We start from the raw sequence: 22,165 nt of genomic DNA on the forward strand, positions 1-22,165 counted from the left end.
GGCCGCGCCGCACGGGACGCCGCCCATGATCGGCACGCTCCGCTGGCGCCACATCCTCATCGTGGCCAGCCTGGCCGTCCTGTCGCTTTTGGCCTGGATCTACGCCATGGCCACCATCCGGGCCATGGCCAGGGAGGCGGACGCCACGATCCCCCGGGTGGTGCGCGTCATTGAAGCCATCGAACGTATTTCGGATGCGGCCGTGGCGCTCGACGCCATGGCCAGGGAACTGGCGCATGCCCACGAGGCCGACGACGCCCTGGAAATCGGCCAGGCCGACGCCCTGTTCCGGGACTCCCTGCACAAGGCCAAGTTGGACATTCCCCGGCCCTTCACCCGGGACGAGGCCCTGCACGCCAGACGCCTGCTCGAACAGCACGAACGCTATATCGATGATTTGCGGCATCTGGAGTCCGTGTCCATGGCCCGGCAGGCCAGGATCGACTATTACAACGAGCGTTTGCGCCCGCTGTTCACCCTCATCACGGCCGACGCCGACTATCTGAAAAACCTGGCCCGGCAGCGCATGGACCTGTTCCTGGATGAATCCCGGGAGATGTCCCGCCAGTCCACCCGGCGGTTGCTGGTCATTCTGTTCCTGGCGGCCGCCGCCACGGGCTTTTCCATCTACTTCTTCGACCGTTCGGTGCTTAGGCCCGTGCGCCGGATCAGGAAGCTGGCCCTGGAGATCAGGGACGGCAACCTGGACGCCTGGACCGACATTCCCCCCGCCCCCACCAGCCGCGACGAGATCGGACAGCTGGCCGAGGCCATAAACGCCATGGTCCAGGCCCGTTCCCAGGCCGAGAAGGAGCTGGCCCGGACGGCCGGGGCGCTTTCGGCCTCAAGCGCCCTCAACCGGGCCATCATCGATTCCACCTCGGACGGTGTGGCGGCGCTTGATCCGGACTTTCGGATCATCCTGCACAATGAGGCCTTTTCCCGGCAATTCTTCGCGCTTTTCGGGGTGACCCCGGCCATCGGGGACCGTCTTTTGGACCTGCTCGACCCATTTCCCCGGGAGCGCGCCACAGCCGCAGCACTGTGGGGGCGGACCCTGGGCGGGGAAGCAAGCCATGTCACCGAGGCCATCTCGGGCAAAAACCCCGAGCCGCGATATCTCGATCTGCGTTTCGACGCCCTGCGCGACAGCCAGGGACACATCACCGGGGCCCTGCATATCGCCCGTGACGTGACCGAGCAAAAACGTATGGAGCGTGAGCTTCGCCAGTCCGCCACGGAGCTTGATCGCCGGGTACGCGAACGCACGGCAGAACTCACGGGGCTTATGGAATCCATCCCGGCCATCGTCTGGATATCCCGCGACCCCCAGTGCCGGACCATCGCCGGAAACCGTACCGCCCACGAATTTCTCGGCATGGCTCAGGGAAAAAACCTCTCCTTGACCCCGGGCGACGCCCCTGCGCCGAAACACTTCCAGGTCTATGCCCAGGGCCTGCCGGTGCCCGGCTCGGAACTGCCCATGCAGCGCGCCGGCCGCGACGGCGTCCCGATTCGCGGCGTGGAGTTGGAGATGCGTTTCGACAACGGCCAAAGACGCTTCCTGTTCGGCAACGCCTCGCCGCTTCGCGATGAGGCCGGGGTGGTCACCGGGGTCATCGGGGCCTTCGTGGACATCACGGATCGCAAGAACCTGGAGCGCGACCTGCACCGGGCCAAGGATGCGGCGGAGCGCGCCTCCCGGGCCAAGAGCCGGTTTCTGGCCGACGTCAGCCACGAGATACGCACCCCCATGAACGCCGTCATCGGTATGGCCGAGGTGCTTTTGCGCAGCTCCCTGCCGCCGGAGCAGGGCGAATGCGCCCGCACCATTCGCCAGGCCGCCGGGCATCTGCTTGATCTGCTCAACGACATCCTGGATCTGTCCAAGATCGAGGCCGACAAGCTTGTCCCGCAAAACGCCGAGTTCGACTTGCGCGACCTGCTGGACTCGGTGGTCAAGACCTTTTCCCTAAACGCCCGAGAGAAAGGCGTCTCCCTCGACCTACGCCTTGCGCCCGACGTGCCCGGCCGTCTGTTCGGCGACGGGCGGCGGCTGCGCCAGATACTCATCAATCTGGTGGGCAACGCCGTGAAATTCACCGAGCGCGGCAGGGTGACGACGAGCGTGGACCGGCGGCCGGTTCCGGAGGGCGGCGATTCGGCCCTGGTTCCCTTGGCGTTCGCCGTGGAGGATACCGGCATCGGCATCGCCCCAGCCAAACTGCCGCATATCTTCGACGACTTCACCCAGGCCCACGACGCGAACGCCGAAAAATACGGGGGCACCGGCCTTGGCCTGGCCATCAGCCGCCATCTGGCCCGCATGCTCGGCGGGGACATCACGGCCGTCTCCCGGGAAGGCCGGGGAAGCGTCTTCACCGCTACGGCCCTGTTTCGCCCGCCCGCCTCCGGGGAGACGCTTCCTGCCGACATCCCGGGTCAAATCCGTCAAACCGCAGACCGCCCAGGCGGGCGTCGGCTGACAAAAATCCTGCTGGTGGAGGACAATCCGGTCAACGTCAAAGTCGCCCAACTCCACCTGGACAAGATGGGGCATGACACCACCGTGGCCGCCGACGGGTTTGCGGCCCTGAAGACCCTGGCCAGGGAATCCTATGACCTGGTGCTCATGGATCTGGAACTGCCCGGCATGGACGGCATCGAGGTCGCCCGGCGCATCCGGGCCGGGGAGGCGGGAGCGGATCGCGCCGCCACGCCCATCGTGGCCATGACCGCCCATGTCCTGGACGAGGCCAGGGAACAATGCCGCGCGGCGGGCATGGACAGCTACATGGCCAAGCCGGTCAACTTCTTCGAGCTTGAGGCCTTGATCGAACGCCTTCTTGCCCAGGCTCCCCATGTCGCCACAGGCAAACAGCCCCTTTTCGACAAGGAACAGGCCAAACGCCGCATGGGCATCGACGACCAGACCCTGGAGCCCATTTTTCAGGCCGCCCTGGAAGAATTCGGCGATCTCCTGGAGAGGCTGCAACACGCCGCCGACGCCGGGGACGCCCAGGCCCTTCGCATCCACGCCCACACGCTCAAAAGTGTCGGCGCCACGCTGGGGTTCTCCCGGGGCGTTGCGCTTCTGGCGGATATCTCCACGGCCGCAAAAAACGGCGACATGGAGGCTGTCCGGAAACGGACGCAGGAATTGGCCCACCTCTTCGGGCAGGGGCTTTTGGAGATCAACGCGGCCTGACGCGGCCGCGAACGCCGGGAAACGCACGCGGCACGGCGCGGTTTCAGGCCGCGCAACGCGCCCGGGACGTCAGGCATGGCGGTGTCGTGCCCTTGGCACGTGTCCAGGGTTGCAGTGCTGGTGTGGCGTTCACAAAAAACAGTCAGGTTTTTTGCGAAGAAAAACAATGTATTCCATGTGTTACTGCGTGCCAAACCATCACGGGAATGACCCAACGCAACACTAGGCCAGAGCCAAAAGATGTTCGATAACCCGCCGGGGGTCGAGATAGGGTGCGCTCTTTTCGCTCACAAGCGGGGCATCAATGACCTCCACCCCCAGACGGCGCACCCGGGCCGCCTCGGCCAGGGCCTCGCGGTCGCCGCAGTCCAGCAGGACGAACTGTAAAAGACGCTTTGGCTCCACCGCCGTGCCACAGCTTCGCCCCAGATAGCGCAAAAGGGTCGCCACCTTGTCGGCAAGGCCCATGCCCAGTTCCTCGGGGTCATGCCCCCGGTTGGGGATGTAGACCTTGGGACACTCGGCCGCAGCCACCGCATCCCCCACGCCTTTGACCAGCAGATTGGCCACCACGCTGGAATAGAAGCTGCCGATGGGATAACAGATCAGATCGGCCCCGCGAATGTGGTCGGCCACCTTGGCCTTGAGCTTGGGCTCCACGGAAATGAACCCCGCCGGATCGTCGGCCAGATGGATGTCGGCCACGGGCGAGGCGATGTGGGCCGTCTCCTTGCCCGTGAGCCGGTGCTGCCCCACCAGCCGCGTTCCGTCGGCAAGTTCGGCCACCAGGTGCATGTCGGCGTTGATGATGGGCCGCACCACGCCCCGGGCCTCCACCAGACGGCTGAAGAGATAGATGACCGGATCGATCTGGCGCTTGTAGTTGAAATAGCCGCCGGTCAGGATCAGATTGCCCATGCTGGCCCCGCGCAGGTCGAAATCCTTGGGGCTTCTGTCCATGAAAAACCCCAGGTTGGAGCGGATGATCTTGCGCATGGGGTCGGGAACCCGCCGCACCAGGGGATCGGCCCCCCGGGCCATGGCCTCAAGGCGTTCGCGCAGTTTCTCCGGGGTCTCGGTTTTGGGCAGGCGGTAGGCGAAGAGCTCGAAGATCTCGGGATTGCCCTTCACGCTGCGGTCGGCCAGGGCCATGATCCGGTTGCGGATGTCGCCCACCGCGGGCATCCGGAAAGCCTTGCGCAGGACCGCCGAACTGCCTCCGGAGTCGAAGGGGGTGATGAGGTGGATGGAGTTGTGGGTGTAGTCCACAAGCTTCTGGCTCAGGCGTCGCAAGGCCGAGCCGCCGCTGAAAAAAAGGATGCGCGGCCCAAGCTCGGGGGACCGGCGGCACATGGCCGTCCTGACCGGATCGGGCAGGTTCACGGTGCGGGTCAAAACGATCTTGCGCAGGGCCTTGTCGGGCATGGTCCATCCTTATGGGAGGGGTCTTTTTCGAAAAAAACAGCGCCGTTTCTTTCCAGGCCGCCGTTTCAGGCGGCCAGCGTCTCCACGGTCTGGCGGGCGATCTCCAGTTCCTCGTTGGTGGGCACGGCGAAGATCCGCACCGCCGCCCCGGCCGCCCCGATCTCCAGGGCCTGGCCCATGGCCTGCCGGTTGCGCTCCACGTCGAGCACGATGCCGCGTTCGGCCATGCCCGTGAGCGCCGCCTCCCGGGTGGCCGGGTCGTGCTCGCCGATGCCGGCGGTGAAGACCACGGCCTCCACCCGGCCCAGGGCCGCGATATAGGCCCCGATGTATTTGCGGATGCTGTAGGCGAACATGGCGAAGGCCAGTTCCGCCCGGGCATCGCCGTCCTTGCGGCGGCGATGGATGTCGCGCATGTCGCTTGAGCCGCAGATGCCCAACAGCCCGCTTTTGCGGTTGAACAGATCGTCCACGGCGGCCTCGTCCATGCCGGCCTGGCGCTGCAAAAAAAGCCCGATCTCGGGATCGAGGTCGCCCGAGCGGGTGCCCATGATGGTTCCGGCCAGGGGGGTCATGCCCATGGAGGTGTCCACGCTTTTGCCCTTTTTCACGGCGCACACGCTGTCGCCGTTGCCCAGGTGTACGGTGACCAGGTCGCACTCGGCCAGGGGCTTGCCGAGCATGGCCGCAGCCTGCCCGGCGATGTAGCGGTGGGAGATGCCGTGAAAGCCGTAGCGCCGGATGCCGTACTTTTCACACAGTTCATACGGCAGGGCGTAGAGGTAGGCGTATTCGGGCATGGTCTGGTGAAAGGCGGTGTCGAACACGGCCACCTGGGGCGCGTCCGGGAACCGGGCCATGGCCGCGGCGATGCCCGTCAGGTTGGCCGGGTTGTGCAGGGGGGCCAGGGGCGTCACCTCGCGGATGCCCGCCAGCACCTCGTCGGTCACCACCACGGGCTGGCTGAAGCGGCTGCCGCCATGCACCACCCGGTGCCCCACGGCGGCGATGCCGGACGGCCCGGCCACAGGGCCGCCCGGGCCGGTCAGAAGCGACAGGGCCAGATCCACGGCCGCGCCATGGTCGGCAATGGCCTCCTCCACTGTGCGGCCCGCCTCCTGGTGTGTTCCGGGAAAGGCCGTATGCGTCAGGCGACTTTGCGGCGACCCGATGCGCTCGGCCAGCCCCTGGGCCAGTTCCGTCTCCGTGGCCATGTCGAAGAGGCGGTACTTGAGGGAGGAACTGCCGCAGTTGAGCACCAAGACGTTCACGAGGCCTCCTTGGCCGTCTGGGAGGGGGCGTCTTCCGCCTCTCCGGCCTGGATGGCGGTGACGGCCGCCGTATACACGATGTCGCGCACGGTGCAGCCCCGGCTCAGATCGTTGACGGGCTTTTTGAGGCCCTGGAGCACCGGCCCCATGGCCGCTGCGCCCGTGGCCCGCTGCACGGCCTTGTAGGTGACGTTGCCCGTGTCCAGGTCGGGAAAGATGAACACCGTGGCCCGCCCGGCCACCAGGCTGCCGGGCATTTTCTCCGCCGCCGTGACCGGGTCCACGGCCGCATCGTACTGGATGGGGCCCTCCACGGGGATGTCCGGCAGGCGCGCCCGGGCCAGGGCCACGGCCTGGCGCACCTTCTCCACGTCCGGCCCCTTGCCCGAGGCCCCGGTGGAATAGGACAGCATGGCCACCCGGGGCGGTATGCCGAACCGGGCGGCGGTGTCGGCCGAGGCCGCCGCGATCTCGGCCAGCTCTTCGGCCGTGGGATCGGGATTGACGGCGCAGTCGCCGTAGACCAGCACCCGATCCGCCAGGCACATGAAAAAGACGCTGGAGACCATGGAGAACCCCGGCCTGGTGCGGATGAACTGCAAGGCCGGGCGGATGGTGTCGGCGGTGGTGGTGGTGGCCCCGGAGACCATGCCGTCGGCGACCCCCTTGTAGACCAGCATGGTCCCGAAGTAGGTCTTGTCCAGTAAAAGCTCCCGGGCGGCCTCCAGGGTCAGGCCCTTGCCCTTGCGCAGTTCAAAAAGGGTCGCGGCGAAGGCCTCCCGATCCGGGTGGGCGGCTGGATCAAAAAGCGTGGCCTGGGTCAGATCGAGCCCCATGACGGCCGCCCGGCGGGTCATGTCCTCCACGTCGCCCAGGATGACCACCCTGGCGATGCCCCGGCTCATGACCTGATCGGCGGCCATGAGCACCCGGTCCTCGCCGCCCTCGGGGAAAACGATGGTCTTGCCGAGGGACTTGGCCCGGGCGATGACCGACTGCTCGAAGACCAGCCCGGGCATGGCCTCCTCCGTGGCGGCCGCCATCCGCTGCGCCAGCCCCCCGGCGTCGGCATGGGCCTCGAAATGCCCCAGGGCGGCCTGCACCCGGCCCTGCTGCCCGGGGTCCAGGCGCGACACCAGGCCCTCAAGGCGATGCAGGGTGGGAGAGGTGGGCATGCCGGTCCGGATCACCGGGAGGGGGATGTCCGACCATCCCGAAAGGAGCCTGACAATGCTCGGGGCCACGTCCAGGCCGCCGGTCAGGGCCAGCCCGGCCGGATGCGGGAAGGCCCCGGAGGCCCGGGCGGCCAGGACGGCCAGGATGATGTCCGCCCGGTCGCCGGGGGTGACGACCAGACAGCCGGGCCGCACGTAGTTCAAAAAATTTCCCACGCTCATGGCCGCCACCACGGTCTCCCCCACCTGCACGTCCAGACGGTCGCCCCCCCACAGGATCTCAGCCTCCAGGCGGCGCGCCACCTCGGCCATGCTCGGCCGGGACAGGCGTTCGTCCTCGGGGATCGTCCACACGGGCGGCAACGGGTCCGGCAGCCCGGGCAGCCCGGCCAGGCAGCCTGCCAGGAGCCCGGCCGCCTGGGCGGAAAGTTCCGCCTCGACGCGGTTGACGGCCACGGCGGCCAGAGCCAACCCCTGCCGCAGGATCGTAGATGCGGCCATCCGCGCGGCGTCGGCCGTCTGGGCGGCCGTTTTCCCACGCCCGGAAACCACCGCGACCACCATGGCCCCCAGGGCCTTGGCCAGCTCCAGGTCCAGTTCAAAAGTCAGGCCCTCCCCCCCGGGCGAGGCGGAACCGGACTCGCAGACCACCACCTCATGCCCGGCGGCCAGGGCGGCGTGGGCGGCGGCCACGGTCTCGAAAAGTTCGTCGCGGCTGCCCGAGGCGACCAGACGCGCAGCCTGCTCCGCGCTTATGGCGAAGGCGCTGTCCGGGGCCTGGTCCAGGCCGAATTGTTCGAGGATGAGGCGGATGTCGGGGTCGGGCCCATCGGCGGCAGGTTCGGCTGCGGGCCGCAGAAAGGCCACCTTGGCCGTGCGGGAGGTCAGGGCCGAAACCAGCCCCAGGCAGATCAGGGTCTTGCCGCATTGCGGCTCGGCGGACAGCACATACAGGGTCTTGGTCACGACGCCTCCGCGATTGTGGCGGACGGCGGCCTCCCGGGAAAGCCGGAACGGCCGCCGCGCATCTCTTCCGACCCGGCGCGGGAAGCCGCCGGGGCCGTCGGCAAAACAGGCGAACCCTATTCGCCCAGGCTCTCGTACACCTTGCCCACCAGGGCCTCGGACGGGGTCAGAGTCTTTTTCCCGGGTTCCCACCTGGCCGGGCAGGCCTCGGCGGGATGCTCGCGCAGATAGACGTTGGCCTTGAGCTTGCGTAAAAGCTCGTCGGCATTGCGGCCCACGTTGTAATAATTGATCTCCGAGGACACCAGGATGCCTTCGGGACTGATCATGAAGGTTCCGCGCAGGGCCAGGCCCGTATCCGGATCGTAGACACCGAAATAGCGCGACAGTTCGCCCGTGGTGTCCGCCCCCATCTTGAACCGCACGTTTTCCAGGAGCTTCTCGCTCCCCCGCCAGGCCAGATGGGCATATTCCGTGTCCGTGGACACGGAGATCACCTCGCAGCCGAGCTTTTCGAACTCATCCTGCTTCGCGGCCAGATCGGCCAGTTCCGTGGGGCACACGAAGGTGAAGTCCGCCGGATAGAAAAAAAGGACCGTCCATTTTTCGGCTTCGACCAGACTCTCCAGGGACACCTCCCCGAACGCGCCTTCCGTGGGGTCGTAGACCTTCAAAAGAAAATCCTCGACCTCGGCCCCCAAAAACGCCTGCTCCATTTCCACGCAGCACTCGTCGTCGCAGTGTTCGTGCATGTGTTCTCCTTGCCCGCAGGCATCTTTTGAGATTGATCCTCGTTATCTATTTTCCCTGGCGCAGAAAAGCAAGGCAGGCGTCGGCCGCCGCCTCGAAATCCACGCCGCCAGATATCTCCAGTACCGGGCAATCGCCCAGAAGCGCAAGGTAATCGTCGGGCGTGGCCGCGGCCCCGGCCTGGCCAGGACCGTCAGACTCGAAAAAAAGGCCCACATCCTTCATGAAGGCGGGCAACAGGTCGCGGCGCTGCCGCAGATCCACCCGGGCCGTGCGCATGGGATCGGCCGTGCGTTTCCAGGTCAGGATCACCAGACCGGCCATGGCGCTGTGCAGGCGAAACCGCCCCGGGCCGTAGCAGTCGTCGATCATGGCGTCGTACTTGTGCTCCAGATCCCACAGTTCGGCCGCAGGCAGGGCCGAAAACCGGCGACGCTCCTCCTCGGACATGACCCCCCCCAGATGGTCGTCGAAAAGGACCGTGCCCGGATTGACCCGGGGCATCTTGGGGATGCCGAACATGGTCAGGCCGCCTGCGTCCCGGCGGACCATGATCCGGTCGTTGCTCACAAAATCCGTGCCCCGGGCCATGATGCGCAGCGCCAGGGTGGATTTTCCGGCCCCGGAAAACCCGGACATGACCAGCCCCCGGCCCGCCTCGGCCACCCCGGCGGCATGAAACAGCAGGGCCCCTTGGCGGATCACCCGCTCGATGAAGCGGTTGTTGATGAAATTGACCACCTGGTTGTCGTTGTCCGCGCACGGCCCAATGGCGTAGTTGCGGCCGCCGCCGAAGCAAAAGACCAACCCCGTCAGAAGCTTGCGCACCACCCGGCCATCCGGATAGTCCACATATTCTTCCTTGATCTTGGTCTTGCCGGGTTCGCGCTCCTTGGTGGCGTAGGGCAGATCAAAAACCGGCGGCGGGCATTCGATGGCCGTGACTTCGATGTCGGGCGCCGAATCGTCGCCGGGAAAATCCGCATAGTACCGGGCCAGCTTGTCGTAAAGGGCCTGGGAGTTGGTGCGGACGAGGATGGCGGCCTGGCCGAAACGCAGGGACAGGGACAACGTGGCGGGATTGGCCGCAAGCAGGGGGGCGGCCTGATCCGTAAATGATCCGCTTATGGTCATGCGATCCTCTCCAGAACGTAATCGGCATACAGCCCGGCGGCGTCCAGGCCGCAGGCGTCAAGCAGTCCGCGAAAGCCACCAAAGGCCGACACCTCGTAAATCGCGGCCCCGTCCGGGGTCTCCACCACGTCCACACAGGTAAAGGCCATGCCCGGAAAGAGGGCCTGGGCCTTTTCGGCCAGGGCCACGATCTCCGCGCCCGGCTCGTAGGGCACGTACTTGCCGCCGGTGCGGGTGGTGGTGTCCCAGGAGTTGCCGTCGCCCTGGCGGGCGTAGGTGGCCAGATATTTCCCGCCCAGGAAGGAGACCCCCAGGTCCAGATGCCCCCCGGCGTGGGAGACCATGCGCTGGATGTACATGACCCGGTTGCCCGCCGCCTGGAAGTCCTCGATCTCCTCCCGGGCCGCGCTTCCGGTCTCGATGACCGTCATGCCCCGGGCCTTGGAGGAATACAGCGGCTTGAACACGGCCCGGCCATAGTTCTCCACGGCGGCCAGGGCCTCGTCCACGTCCTCGGTGATGGTGGTTGGGGGCATGGGGATGTCCCCCAGGCGCAGGGCCGTGGTGCAGCCCAAGCGGTCGATGAGGCGGTACATGCTGTCCGGGTCGGAAAAAACCGGCACGCCCCTGGCCGAAACAAACCGCAGGATGTCCATGCGGTCCAGGGCGTCGGGGGAATAGGTCGGGGCGATTTTTTTGACGATGACCGCATCAAGGGCCGTCATCTCCACCTCGGCATGCCAGACCGTGCGGGTCGCCAGATCCAGGCGGGCCCGGGCCATGTCGATGAGTATGGGCGTAACCCCGCGCTGCGCCAGGGCGTCCACCAGTTGCAGCGTGGACCATCCTTTGGGAATGCCCACGACCCCCACTCGTTTCATGCTGCCTCCTCAAAATACCCACGCGTCTGCGCGGATAAAACGTTGCGAACCAGTTCCAGGCTCTCCGGAATGCCGACGGCGGAGACGTACCACGAAATCGTGACGATGCGATGACGCCAAACAGGATGGTTGCCTTTCCCGGCCCAGGGGTCTATGGGAGAAAAAAAACAAGCCCCGCCAAGGCACACGGGAACCACCGCATGAGCCCGAAAACGATAGTATTGACCAGCCTTCTCGTGCTCGGTCTGGTCGGATCGGTCCACACCGACGACCTCTCCGGGAATCTGCCCGGCAACGTTCCCGACAAAACAGCCATGACCGATCCCTTCGGGGACTGCTGCGTGGCCGACGTGGCCATGAAGACCTTCAACACCTGGACCGTCACCTGCGGCCCGTGCGCCAAAAATCCCGGAACCTACGTCATCAGCCAGCCCGACCCGGCCAAACCCGTCTTTCTGAGCGCCACGGGCGCACCCGCCGACAGCCGCTACGACGCGGCCGCAGCCAGTTGCCTCTGTCCCTCCCTGGACGCCAGACGGGCCTGGGAAAAATCCATGCGCACCTTCGGCGGCAAGTAACCGCCCCCCCCGCCACGCCGGAAACGTCTCCCAGGAATCCTGTCCGCCTCCGGCCCGCATCCTGTCCGCCTCCGGCCCGCATCCTGTTCGCCTCCGGCCCGCATCCTGTCCGTCTCCGGCCCGCATCCTGTCCGCCTCCGGCCCGCATCCTGTCCGCCTCCGGCCCGCATCTGGCCCGTATCGGGGCCACCTCTGGTCCGTCTCTGGGCCGTCCCCGAGGGGATGCCGCACAACCCGCCTCCCCCGTCCGCAGGCCCCCGCGACCCGCATTCTCCCGGCCCCGCACGCCCCAAGGGCCCGCCCTATCCCGGATAGCCCTCGTCCGGCACAAGACCCGGCTTTCCGGCCGCCGCCTTGGCCAACACGTCGCACCGTTCGTTCTCGGCAACGCCGGTATGGCCGCGCACCCAGTGGAACCGCACCTGGCAGGTGGCCAGAAGCGGGATCAGCCGCTCCCACAAATCCTTGTTTTTCACGGGCTTTTTGTCCGCCGTCTTCCAGCCGTTTTTGCGCCACCCCGCCAGCCAGCGCTTCTCGATGGCGTTTCGCACATACTGCGAATCGGTGAAAAGGTCCGCCCGGCAGGGCCGGGTCAGGCTGGCCAGGGCCTCAATGACCGCCAGAAGCTCCATGCGGTTGTTGGTGGTCAGGCGACGCCCCCCGGACAGCTCCTTGCGGGCCTCGCCAAAAAGCAGCACCGCGCCGTAGCCGCCAGGGCCGGGATTGCCGAAGCAGCAGCCGTCCGTATAAATGCGTACGCCGGAGTCGTCTCCAGGCGTCTCGATTTCCGTCATCATTTTTCTCCCGTCCGGGGTTCGGACAGTTGCCGTTCCAAAAAAACCACCGCCGCGCACAGGCCCTTTGGCCACTGCCCGGCGGAAAGCGCCGCCGCCAACATGTCGTTTTCCACGATTTTCACGAAATCCGGCCCCAGGGCCCGGGCCGCCAGGGGCGGCAGGATCACCCGGGCCGCCTTGTCGGCCGGGGACAGGCCGAAAAATACGGTCTTTTCATCCAGTTCCGGAACCGTGAGCTCCCCCGCCGCCACCCGCACCCGCAATTCGAGCCCGAACCGCATCCGCAGATCCTCGGCGGCCTGGCGCAGAAAGCGGCGGTCCCCATCGGAGAGGCCGCCCGTCTCGTCGGATATGGCCTGCTGCGACTCAAGGCGCTCCGCGAGATGGGAGAACCGCGCCTCAAAAGCCCACAGCACCCCGGCGATGACCGCCAAAAGGGCCATGCCGCGCAGAAATCGTTCCAGGGGGGAACCGGCCCGGGACGACATCCGGAAAAAACTCATTGCAGGACGCGCCCCGCCGGGGGTTCTGATGCGCCGTCCGGAATCAGGCGTCCGTCGCGCACATGGGCCACGCGGCCGCAGCGCGCCGCCAGGGCGGCGTCGTGGGTGATGAGCACCAGGGTCACCCCATGGTCCCGGCCCAGGGAGAAAAGCAGATCCATGACCATGGCCCCGGTCTCCTCGTCCAGGTTGCCCGTGGGCTCGTCGGCCAGGAGGATCTTGGGGCGCGGCGCAAAGGCCCGGGCCAGGGCCACCCGCTGCTGTTCGCCGCCGGAGAGCTGGGAGGGATAATGGGAGGCCCGGCCCGACAGCCCCACGGCCTCCAGGGCGGCCATGGCCCGGGGCCCGGCGTCATCCGCCCGGGCCAGCTCCAGGGGCAGGGCCACGTTTTCCAGGGCGGTCATGGTGGGCACGAGATGGAAGGCCTGGAACACGATGCCCGCGTTTTCCCGGCGAAACCGGGCCAGGGCGTCCTCGTCCATGTCCGTGAGGTCGCGCCCGGCAACAACCACCCGCCCCGAGGACGGCTTTTCCAGCCCGGCCATGAGCATCAAAAGCGTGGTCTTGCCCGCCCCGGACGGCCCCATGATGGCTACGGTCTCCCCGGCTGCGGCCGTAAAGGTGATCCCGCGCAGGATATTGACCGGCCCAGCCTGGCTCGGTAACGTGAGCCGGACATCCACGAGGGCGATCATATCCCCGATGGCCGTCCCAGTTTTTTTCCCCGTAACGCCGGAAGACGCGACATGATCCATGCCCCAGCATACCAACTCCGCCGGAAAACTCAAACACGCCCCAGGTCGCGCCGCCCAACGGCCCTTGCCGTGAAAACGGCCCTTGTCCTGTGCATGATCCTGGCCTCAGGAGCCGCCATGTCCGCCCATACCGCACCGCAGATCCGTCTGGTGGCCCTCGGCGACAGCCTGACCGCCGGATTCGGCCTGGCCGCCCACGAGGCCTTTCCCGTGGTCCTGCAAGGGCTTTTGCAGGAAAAAGGCTATCCGGTGACCATCGTCAACGCCGGAATCTCGGGCGACACCACGGCCGGAGGCGTCTCCCGGGCGGCCCCGGCCCTGTCCGACGCCCCGGACGGCATGATCCTGGAGCTTGGGGCCAACGACGGCCTGCGCGGCTTCGAGCCCGCCTTCATCAAGGCCAATCTGGAGATCATCCTGGACGCGGCCGACGCCAAAAACGTGCCGGTGCTCCTGTGCGGCATGCGCGCGCTTCTGGGCATGGGACCGGACTACAGCGCGGAATTCGCGGCGGTCTACGCCGATCTGGCCCGGGACCGCAACCTGGCGTTTTATCCCTTTTTCCTGGAGGGCGTGGCCGCCGATCCGGCCAAGAACCTACCCGACGGCCTGCATCCCACGGCCGCCGGGGTCCGGGAGATCGCCCGGCGCATGCTGCCCGTGGCCGAGGCCTTCGTGCAGGGGATCATGACCCGCAAGGGCCTGCCCCTGCCCTCGCCGAAAACCCCGTAACAAAGGTCGCAACATGCCAAACGGCCCTGTCTCCCTGCTTGTGGACGCGGGCAACACCAACCTCAAAATCGGCGTGGCCGACGCGGACGGGCTGTTTGCGTCCTATGTCCTGCCCACGGACAAGACCGCCACCCCGGACAGCCTGGGCCTGTCCCTGTCTTCATTGGCGACCCATGCCGGGATCGCGCCCACGGCCGTGGCCTCGGCGACGGTCTCAAGCGTGGTGCCGCCCGTGGACCCCATCCTGGCCCAGGCCTGCGAGCGCTATTTCAACGCCTCCCCCCGCTTCGTGCCCCGGGATGTGCCTGTGCCCCTGGAAAACCGCTACGCCCGGCCCCACGAGGTGGGCGCCGACCGGCTGGTCACGGCCTTCGCCGGGCGCATGGCCGCCGAGACCCCGGTGGTGATCGTCGTGGATTTCGGCACAGCCACCACCTTCGACTGTGTCAAGGGCAACGCCTTTCTGGGCGGGCTCATCTGCCCTGGGCTTTTTTCCAGCCTGCGGGCCCTGTCCCTGGACACGGCCAAGCTGCCGCACATCGCCCTGGACGCGGGCCATGGCGGCCTGTCCATCGGGCAAAGCACGGCGGAATGCCTAAGCCAGGGATTTTTGCACGGATTCGCAGCCATGGTCGAGGGCGTGGGGAGGCTTTTGATCAAACACCTGGGGGAACCGGCCACCATCCTGGCCACGGGGGGGTTCGCCGCCAAACTGGCCCCCCTATGCCCCTCATTCTCAAAGGTCCGCCCGGACCTGCTCCTGGAAGGCCTCTTCCTGCTCTCCCGCCACGGCAGCGTCCCGGCCGCCGACGGCTGATCGCCCCCCTTGCGCCATTTTTCGCAGCGGCATGGCGTCCTGCCCTTGACTCATTCGTTCGAATGAATAAACTTGACCTATCGAACAACAAGGACGGCATCCCCATGACCAGATCCCCCCGCTGCAACGTCGAATCCGGCGCCAGGCCAAAACTCATCGACGCCGGAGTACGGCTGTTCGGCCTGCACGGCTTCGAGGCCACCAGCACCCGGTCCCTGGCGGCGGAGGCCGGGGTGAACCTGGCGGCCATCCCCTACCACTTCGGCGGCAAGGAGGGGCTGTATCAGGCCGTGGTGCAGCATATCGTGGACGCCAAAAACGACGTGCTCGGGCCGTATTTCGAACGCATACGCGCCTTGTGCGCCGATCCCGCCGCCGACCGGGACACGCTTCTCTCCGCCCTGCGGGCCATGATCCGGGCCCTGGCCGCCGACACCCTGGGCGCCAGCGATGGCCGCGACGCCAGCCAGATCATGATCCAGGAACAAATTTCGCCCACCCCGGCCTTCGACCTTCTCTACGAGGGCTTTTTCCGCCCGGCCCTGGACGCCTGGACCGGGCTTGTGGCCCGGTTGACCAGTCGGGACGCCGCACACCCGGACACCCGCCTGCGGGCCATGGCCCTTCTGGGGCAGATGGTGATCTTTCGCGTCGGGGCCTTCACCGCCCTGCGCCATCTGGATTTTTCACAGTTCACCCGGCAGGACGTGGAACGCATCGCCGAAATCTGCATCGAACAGATCGAGGCCTGCCTTGTGCCGCCCGCCGGAATCAGCCCCGAGGCGGCGTCATGACCATCAGGCGCATCCTGGCGCTCGTCCTTATCGCGGCGGCCACGGCCGGGGCATGGTGGTACTTCGAAAACAACGCCAGTCGCCATCAGCAGGAACTGAAACTCTTCGGCAACGTGGACATCCGGGAGGCGGAGCTGTCCTTCCGGGTGCCGGGAAAAATCGCCGAGGTGCGCGTGGACGAGGGCGACGCCGTGGCCGCCGGGGACATCGCCGCCGTGCTCGACGCGAGGCCCTACCGCGACGCCCTGGCCCAGGCCCGGGCCAAGCGCGACGCGGCGGCGGCGGACATGGCCAAGTACCATGCCGGATACCGTCGGGAGGACGTGGCCAAGGCCCGGGCCCAGGTGGCCCAGCTCGAGGCCCAGGTGGAAAACGCCGTGCGCGTGGCCCGCCGCCGCCAGACGCTCCTGCAAAGCGGGGCCATCGCCGCCCAGGACAACGACGACGCGGTCGCCAGCCGCGACGCGCTCACGGCCCAGTTGCAAAGCGCCCAGAAGGAACTGGAGCTGCAGACAACGGGCTTCCGCTCCGAGGACATCCTGGCCGCCGAGGCCCAGCTTCGGGCCGCCGAGGCCGCCGTGGACGCGGCCCTGACGGATCTGGCGGACACGGAGATCGTGGTTCCTGCCGACGGCACGGTGCTTTCCCGGGTGCGTGAGCCCGGGGCCGTGGCCGGGGCCGGAGCCACGGTCTTGACCATCGCCCTGAAAAAGCCGGTGTGGGTGCGGGCCTACATTCCGGAACCGCTCCTTGGGCGGGTCCACCCGGGCATGCCCATGCGCGTTTTCACCGACAGCCGCCCCGACGCGCCGTATGCCGCCCGGGTGGGCTACGTCTCGCCCGTGGCCGAATTCACACCCAAAAATGTGGAGACCCAGACCCTGCGCACGGATCTGGTCTACCGGGTGCGCATCCTCGTGGACGCCCCCGACGAAGGCCTGCGCCAGGGCATGCCGGTCACGGCGACAGCCGCCCCCGAGTCCGCCGCCCGCGACTCGAAAACCCCGGAAACCGCGCCCAATACCGCAAACCGGCAGGTCGACCCCGATCCGGCGTCCGCGCCAGGCGCAAAGAGCGCCCCATGAAAGCCCTGGCCCTGGCCGAAAACCTGGGCATGGACTTCGGCCAGTCCGAACGTCCGGCCCTGGCGATGGTAAGCTGCGCCATCCTGCCCGGCCGGATCACCGGGATCGTGGGCCCCGACGGCGCGGGCAAGACCACCTTGTTGCGCCTTTTGGCCGGGCTTTTGGCCCCCACGGGCGGCACGGTCACGGTCTTTGGCCGCGACCCAGTTCAGGAGCCGGGCTCCGTGCATGCCCGCCTGGGCTACATGCCCCAGAAGTTCGGGCTCTACGAAGACTTAAGCGTGGCCGAGAACATGCGGCTTTTCGCCGAGGTGCGCGGGCTGCCGGACGCCGAACGGCAGGAGGCCTTTGCGCGGCTTTTGCGCTTCACGGGCCTGGCCCCGTTCACCACGCGCCTGGCCGGACGCCTGTCCGGGGGCATGAAGCAGAAGCTGGGCCTGGCCTGCGCTATGATCCGCCGTCCGGAGCTTCTGCTTTTGGACGAGCCCAGCGTGGGGGTGGACCCCATCTCCCGCCGGGAGCTGTGGCGCATGGTTCGGGAGCTGGCCGATACGGGCATCGGCGTGGTGTGGAGCACGTCGTACCTGGATGAGGCGGAGGCCTGCGACACGGTGCTGCTTTTGTCCCAGGGGCGGGAGCTTTTCTCCGGCCCCCCGGGGGAGCTGACGCGCCGGGTGGCCGACCGGGTGTTCCAACTGCGGGACATCGCAGGCAACCGCCGCTCGGTGCTGCGCCGGGCGCTTTCCTGTCCGGGGATCATGGACGGGGTGATCCAGGGGCGCTTCGTGCGGCTGCTTGCGGCCGAAAAAGCGGCCCTGCCCGACCCGGCCACGCTCAAGGCCGGTCCCCTGGCCCATTTTGCGCCCACGGCCCCGCGCTTCGAAGACGCCTTCATGGACATCTTGGGCGGCGGCCCCGGCGGCGACTCGGCCCTGTCCCGGGGCATGGCGCGCACGGCAACCAGCGCAGCAAACGCGGTGGAGGCCAAAAACCTGACCAGGATCTTCGGGGCCTTCACCGCCGCCACGAACATCACCTTCGCCATCCGGCCCGGGGAGATCTTCGGCCTTTTGGGCCCAAACGGCGCGGGCAAATCCACCACCTTCAAGATGATGTGCGGCCTTCTGGCCCCCACCTCTGGCCAGGCCCTGGTGGAGGGCCTAAGCTTCGCCCGGGCGCGCGGCCAGGCCCGGGCCCGCATCGGCTACATGGCCCAGAAGTTCTCCCTGTACGGAACCTTGAGCGTACGCCAGAACCTGGACTTTTTCTCCGGGGCCTACGGGCTGGCCGGGGAGCGCCGCAGCCGGGCCATCCAGGGCATGATCGACACCTTCGACCTGGCGCCCTACCTGGCCGCCTCGGCCGGGGATCTGCCGCTGGGGTTCAAGCAACGCCTGGCCCTGGCCTGCGCCGTGATGCACGAACCGGCCGTGCTGTTCCTGGACGAGCCCACCTCGGGAGTTGACCCGGTCACCCGGCGGGAATTCTGGACCCACATCAACGGCATGGTGGAAAAAGGCGTCACGGTCATGGTCACCACCCATTTCCTGGACGAGGCCGAATACTGCGACCGCATCGCCCTGGTCTTCCGGGGCCGGATCATCGCCATGGGCTCCCCCGACGACCTGAAAGACGGCGTGCGCAGTCCCGCCCTGCCCGATCCGGGCCTGGAGGACGCCTTCGTGACCCTGGTGGAAAACGACGAGCGGTCAAGCGCCGCCACGTCCGCCCCGGACGCCGGAGGCAAGGCGGCATGACGGCCCTGGCAGTGCGCCGGATGGCGGCGATCACCATCAAGGAGTCGCTGCAGATCCTGCGCGATCCCTCCTCCATCCTCATCGGCTTCATCCTGCCCGTCTTTTTGACCCTGCTGTCGGGCTACTCCACCAACCTGGACATCACCGACCTGTCCATCGGCCTGGTCCTGGAGGACGGCTCCCCCGAGGCCCGGTCCCTGGCCGCCGCGTTCACGGCCACGACCTCCTTTTCCGTCCATGCCGGGCGGGACCGCCGGGAATTCCTGGACGACATGGCCATGGGCCGCATCCGGGGGCTGGTGGTCATCCCCCAGACCTTCGGCCGGGATCTGTCCCGGATGGGCGCGGCGGACGCCAAAAGCGCCGACGTGCCCTTCCAGGTCATCGCCGACGGCAGCGAACCCAACACGGCCACCTTCCTGCAAAACTACGCCCAGGGCGTCTGGCTGTCCTGGATGGAGATTCGGGCACAACAAAACGGTGAGGCGTTCACCCAGTTGGTGGAGGTCGCGCCGCGTACCTGGTTCAACCAGGAGCTCTTGAGCCTAAACAGCCTGCTGCCAGGCGGCATGGCCATCAACCTGACGCTCATCGGGGCGCTTTTGACCGCCCTGGTGGTGGCCCGGGAATGGGAGCGGGGCACCATGGAGGCCCTTCTGGCCACCCCCATCGGCCCCCTGGAGCTTTTGGTCGGCAAGCTCCTCCCCTATTTCGTCCTGGGGCTTGCGGCGCTTGGCATCTGCCTGCTTCTGACCCTGGCGGTCTTTCATGTGCCCTATCGGGGATCGGCCTTGGCCCTGGTGGCCGTGTCCTCGGTGTTTCTGATCTCGGCCCTGGCCCTTGGGCTTTTCATCTCCACGGCGGCCAAAAACCAGTTCGTGGCCTCCCAGATCGCCATTTTGTCCGCGTTTCTACCCGCCTATTTCCTGTCGGGCTACGTGTTCGAACCCTCGGGCATGCCGCTTCCGGTCCGCCTCCTGACCCACGTCATCGCGGCCAAGTACTACGTCTCGTGCCTGAAGACCCTTTTTCTGGCGGGCGACGCCTGGCCGCTTCTGTGGCCCAACATCGGCGGCATGGCGGCCATCGCCGCAGTGCTTCTGGCCCTGACCCTGACCAAGACCAGACGGAGGATCGCCTGATGCTCGGCGGGGTGCGGGCCTTGGTCCGAAAAGAGCTTCTGGCCGTGCTGCGCGACAAGCAAAGCCGCATCGCGCTTTTCATGCCGCCCATCCTCATGCTGACCATCTTCGCCTTCGCGGCCACCCTTGAGGTCAAACACGTGGACCTGGCCGTGCTGAACCTGGATGGCGGCCAGGCCTCGGCCGAACTGATTCAGCGTTTTTCCGGCGCGCCGTACTTTCAAAACGTCTTTTTCCTGCACGGCGTGCCCGAGATCGCCCCGGCCCTGGAAACCGAACAGGCCATGGCCGTTCTGGTCTTCGACCAGACCTTCTCGCGCGACGTGGCGGCGGGCCGCCCGGCTACGGTCGAGCTGCTCCTGGACGGCAGGCGCAGCAACACCGCCCAGATCGTGCAGGGCTACGCCAACCGCATTGTGGAGACCTTCAATACCGAACTGGCCTACCGCCTGGGGATTCCCGGCCCCCCGGCCCGGCTCGTGGCCCGAAACTGGTACAACCCCAACCTGGAATACCTGTGGTACACGGTGCCCAACCTCATCGGGCTTTTAAGCATGGCCGTGGGACTTTTGGTCACCTCCCTGTCCGTGGCCCGGGAGCGGGAGCTGGGCACCTACGACCAGCTTCTGGTCACACCGCTCACCCCCGGCGCGATCCTGGTCGGCAAGACCATCCCGGCCATGATCCTGGGGCTTGTCGAGGGCAGCCTGATCACGGTGGTGGCCATCGTCTTTTTCCGCATCCCCTTTGCGGGCTCGGTGGCGGCCCTGGGCCTGGGGCTTTTCCTTTTCATGCTCTCCGTGGTGGGGTTCGGGCTTTTCATCTCATCTTTGTGCAACACCCAGCAGCAGGCGATACTCGGCACCTTCACCTTCATGATCCCGGCCACCCTGCTCTCGGGCTTCGCCACACCCATCGAGACCATGCCCGCCTTCCTGCAGATCGTGTCCCTGGCCAACCCCCTGCGCCATTTCCTGGTGGCCATCCGGGGCATCCTGCTCAAGGCCATGCCCTTCTCCATGGTGCTCGACACCATCTGGCCGCTTGTGCCCATCGCCGCCGTGACCCTGACCCTGGCCGGGTGGTTTTTTCGACGTGGCATCCGGTGATGCGCGGGCGCGAACAAGGGGAGGGGGAAACCCTCCGGGGGCCAAAGGGCTTCGCCCTTTGGAATCCCGTAACGGTGACGGCCCGTTCCGACCCCTGGAACTCCGCAGGAAAAAAAGGCATGGTCCCGGCCATGGAGAGATACACATGACCACGAGCATTCAGGATATTAAGCAGGTCATCGAGGAGATGATCCCCTTCGACCTGTTTTTGGGCATGAAGGTGGAGGAGGCCCGGCCGGGCTACGCCCGCATCCGCCTGCCGTATCGCCCGGAATTCATCGGCGACCCCAGGCGTCCGGCCCTGCACGGCGGCATCCTCTCCACGCTGATCGACACCTGCGGCGGCACGGCGGTCTGGGCCTCCTGCGAGGTGCAGGACCGGGTGGCCACGATCGATCTGCGGGTGGACTATCTGCGCCCGGCCCCGCCCGAGGACGTGCTGGCCGAGGCCGAGGTGAAGCTTCTGGGCAACCGGGTGGGCAACTCCTCGGTGCGCATCTTCGCCGCCTCGAAGCCGGAGCTGACCCTGGCCGAGGGGCGCGGCGTCTACAACATCCGGAAGGCGTGACGGAGGGTGTCCGCCAGTTGTATTCTTTGGGGGTCAGAAAACGGGAAGCGTCCCGGCGGGCGATCACTTCCGGGTGAGGGCGCACACCCGGACCAGGTCCGTCAGGGCCAGGATCTCCGGATCGCCGGTGACCAGTTCGGCATCGATTTCCCGGGCGAGATGAACGGCAAAGGCGTCGGCATAGGCCAGCCGACGTCCGGCCTTGATCCGCGCCGCCCCTAAAACCGCCCTGGAATCGGCCTCGTGCAGCCGAAGCGGCAGGGTCCGTATCGTCTCCAGACGCCTGGCGGCAGTGTCCTCCCCGGCCATCCGGGCGACGATGTAAAACACTTCACCCAGATTGATCCAGGACATATGCAACGACGCCCGGCCCTCGGCTGCTGCATCAAACAGCCGCACGACCTCCGATCCGGCGCCCGGCTCGTTCTTCAAAAGGGCCAGCATGGCCCAGGAATCAACGACCAGCGTCCTTTTCCCGCTCACGCTCGCGCTCCCGCGTCAATTCTTCCAGCAAAGCATAGTCTCCCAGGCTCCCCAGAAGCGCCTGTTGCGGCGAACGCCGCCTGGGCGTCAACACCAGGGTCTGGCCATCAAGCCGCACATCGAGTACGGCCCCAGGCGCGATGCCCAGGCGCTCCCGGACCCTTTTGGGGATGACCAATTGCCCCTTGGACGACAGCCGCACGGTTTCCATGGCGTTCTCCATGCGCAAAAGTAA

At 66.9% G+C, this 22,165-nt stretch carries 21 protein-coding genes; 10 read left to right on the forward strand and 11 right to left on the reverse strand.

Annotated features, from left to right (window positions below):
* Positions 1-25: 25 nt before the first annotated feature.
* A complete protein-coding gene (locus tag GD606_RS05915; protein ID WP_163302234.1) occupies positions 26-3,208 on the forward strand; it encodes an ATP-binding protein in 3,183 nt (1,060 codons plus the stop codon).
* A 222-nt stretch (positions 3,209-3,430) separates the two neighbouring features.
* Here GD606_RS05915 and GD606_RS05920 read toward each other — a convergent pair whose 3' ends face one another.
* From GD606_RS05920 to GD606_RS05945, 6 genes are all read right to left on the reverse strand, one after another.
* Positions 3,431-4,633: a GAK system CofD-like protein gene (locus GD606_RS05920; RefSeq protein WP_163302233.1), complete on the reverse strand. Its 1,203-nt coding sequence runs from the start codon at positions 4,631-4,633 to the stop codon at positions 3,431-3,433.
* Positions 4,634-4,698: 65 nt separating this feature from the next.
* Complete coding sequence (locus tag GD606_RS05925) at positions 4,699-5,904, reverse strand: acetate/propionate family kinase (RefSeq protein ID WP_163302232.1); 1,206 nt, start codon at positions 5,902-5,904, stop codon at positions 4,699-4,701.
* The gene (pta, locus tag GD606_RS05930) at positions 5,901-8,045 is read right to left on the reverse strand and encodes a phosphate acetyltransferase (RefSeq protein WP_163302231.1); all 2,145 of its coding nucleotides are present in this window, start codon (positions 8,043-8,045) and stop codon (positions 5,901-5,903) included. Before pta ends, GD606_RS05925 begins: the two co-directional genes overlap by 4 nt.
* Before the next feature lie 116 nt (positions 8,046-8,161).
* Positions 8,162-8,797: a peroxiredoxin gene (locus GD606_RS05935; protein WP_163302230.1), complete on the reverse strand. Its 636-nt coding sequence runs from the start codon at positions 8,795-8,797 to the stop codon at positions 8,162-8,164.
* A gap of 46 nt (positions 8,798-8,843) precedes the next feature.
* Positions 8,844-9,929 (reverse strand): HprK-related kinase B, encoded by a 1,086-nt coding sequence (locus GD606_RS05940; protein ID WP_163302229.1) that lies wholly within the window; start codon positions 9,927-9,929, stop codon positions 8,844-8,846.
* A complete protein-coding gene (locus tag GD606_RS05945; protein ID WP_163302228.1) occupies positions 9,926-10,810 on the reverse strand; it encodes a GAK system ATP-grasp enzyme in 885 nt (294 codons plus the stop codon). Before GD606_RS05945 ends, GD606_RS05940 begins: the two co-directional genes overlap by 4 nt.
* 200 nt (positions 10,811-11,010) lie before the next feature.
* On the opposite strand from GD606_RS05945, the gene GD606_RS05950 reads away from it, so the two are divergent.
* Positions 11,011-11,388, forward strand: coding sequence for a hypothetical protein (locus tag GD606_RS05950; protein ID WP_163302227.1), 378 nt, complete (start codon positions 11,011-11,013; stop codon positions 11,386-11,388).
* A 302-nt stretch (positions 11,389-11,690) separates the two neighbouring features.
* Here GD606_RS05950 and rnhA read toward each other — a convergent pair whose 3' ends face one another.
* Genes rnhA through GD606_RS05965 form a run of 3 tightly spaced genes read right to left on the reverse strand, consistent with a single transcriptional unit; the run spans position 11,691 to position 13,383 of the window.
* Positions 11,691-12,182, reverse strand: coding sequence for a ribonuclease HI (rnhA, locus tag GD606_RS05955; protein ID WP_163302240.1), 492 nt, complete (start codon positions 12,180-12,182; stop codon positions 11,691-11,693).
* Complete coding sequence (locus tag GD606_RS05960; protein ID WP_163302226.1) at positions 12,182-12,688, reverse strand: TPM domain-containing protein; 507 nt, start codon at positions 12,686-12,688, stop codon at positions 12,182-12,184. Before GD606_RS05960 ends, rnhA begins: the two co-directional genes overlap by 1 nt.
* Positions 12,685-13,383, reverse strand: a complete 699-nt coding sequence (locus tag GD606_RS05965) for an ABC transporter ATP-binding protein (protein ID WP_163302225.1) — start codon at positions 13,381-13,383, stop codon at positions 12,685-12,687. The genes GD606_RS05960 and GD606_RS05965 overlap by 4 nt, the downstream gene beginning before the upstream one ends.
* Positions 13,384-13,512: 129 nt before the next feature.
* Between GD606_RS05965 and GD606_RS05970 the strand changes: the two genes are divergently transcribed.
* The 8 genes from GD606_RS05970 (at position 13,513) to GD606_RS06005 (ending at position 21,447) form a co-directional block, all read left to right on the forward strand.
* Positions 13,513-14,175 (forward strand): arylesterase, encoded by a 663-nt coding sequence (locus GD606_RS05970; protein ID WP_246298994.1) that lies wholly within the window; start codon positions 13,513-13,515, stop codon positions 14,173-14,175.
* Positions 14,176-14,188: 13 nt separating this feature from the next.
* On the forward strand, positions 14,189-14,992 hold the full coding sequence (locus tag GD606_RS05975; RefSeq protein ID WP_163302224.1) for a type III pantothenate kinase: 804 nt from the start codon (positions 14,189-14,191) through the stop codon (positions 14,990-14,992).
* 104 nt (positions 14,993-15,096) lie between these two features.
* Entirely contained in the window at positions 15,097-15,786 is a 690-nt protein-coding gene (locus GD606_RS05980) for a CerR family C-terminal domain-containing protein (protein WP_163302223.1), read from the forward strand.
* The gene (hlyD, locus tag GD606_RS05985; RefSeq protein ID WP_163302222.1) at positions 15,783-16,871 is read left to right on the forward strand and encodes a secretion protein HlyD; all 1,089 of its coding nucleotides are present in this window, start codon (positions 15,783-15,785) and stop codon (positions 16,869-16,871) included. The genes GD606_RS05980 and hlyD overlap by 4 nt, the downstream gene beginning before the upstream one ends.
* Positions 16,868-18,628: an ATP-binding cassette domain-containing protein gene (locus tag GD606_RS05990; RefSeq protein ID WP_163302221.1), complete on the forward strand. Its 1,761-nt coding sequence runs from the start codon at positions 16,868-16,870 to the stop codon at positions 18,626-18,628. The genes hlyD and GD606_RS05990 overlap by 4 nt, the downstream gene beginning before the upstream one ends.
* Positions 18,625-19,770, forward strand: coding sequence for an ABC transporter permease (locus GD606_RS05995; RefSeq protein ID WP_163302220.1), 1,146 nt, complete (start codon positions 18,625-18,627; stop codon positions 19,768-19,770). Before GD606_RS05990 ends, GD606_RS05995 begins: the two co-directional genes overlap by 4 nt.
* Positions 19,770-20,879 (forward strand): ABC transporter permease, encoded by a 1,110-nt coding sequence (locus GD606_RS06000; protein ID WP_163302219.1) that lies wholly within the window; start codon positions 19,770-19,772, stop codon positions 20,877-20,879. Before GD606_RS05995 ends, GD606_RS06000 begins: the two co-directional genes overlap by 1 nt.
* A gap of 145 nt (positions 20,880-21,024) precedes the next feature.
* A complete protein-coding gene (locus GD606_RS06005) occupies positions 21,025-21,447 on the forward strand; it encodes a PaaI family thioesterase (RefSeq protein ID WP_163302218.1) in 423 nt (140 codons plus the stop codon).
* 63 nt (positions 21,448-21,510) lie between these two features.
* Here GD606_RS06005 and GD606_RS06010 read toward each other — a convergent pair whose 3' ends face one another.
* Together GD606_RS06010 and GD606_RS06015 are read right to left on the reverse strand one after the other, a co-directional pair.
* Positions 21,511-21,930 (reverse strand): type II toxin-antitoxin system VapC family toxin, encoded by a 420-nt coding sequence (locus GD606_RS06010; protein WP_163302217.1) that lies wholly within the window; start codon positions 21,928-21,930, stop codon positions 21,511-21,513.
* The gene (locus GD606_RS06015; RefSeq protein WP_163302216.1) at positions 21,902-22,141 is read right to left on the reverse strand and encodes an AbrB/MazE/SpoVT family DNA-binding domain-containing protein; all 240 of its coding nucleotides are present in this window, start codon (positions 22,139-22,141) and stop codon (positions 21,902-21,904) included. Before GD606_RS06015 ends, GD606_RS06010 begins: the two co-directional genes overlap by 29 nt.
* Positions 22,142-22,165 lie beyond the last annotated feature (24 nt).

The sequence above is a fragment of the Desulfolutivibrio sulfodismutans DSM 3696 genome (genome assembly GCF_013376455.1).
In the GTDB taxonomy this organism is placed as follows: Bacteria; Desulfobacterota; Desulfovibrionia; order Desulfovibrionales; family Desulfovibrionaceae; genus Desulfolutivibrio; species Desulfolutivibrio sulfodismutans.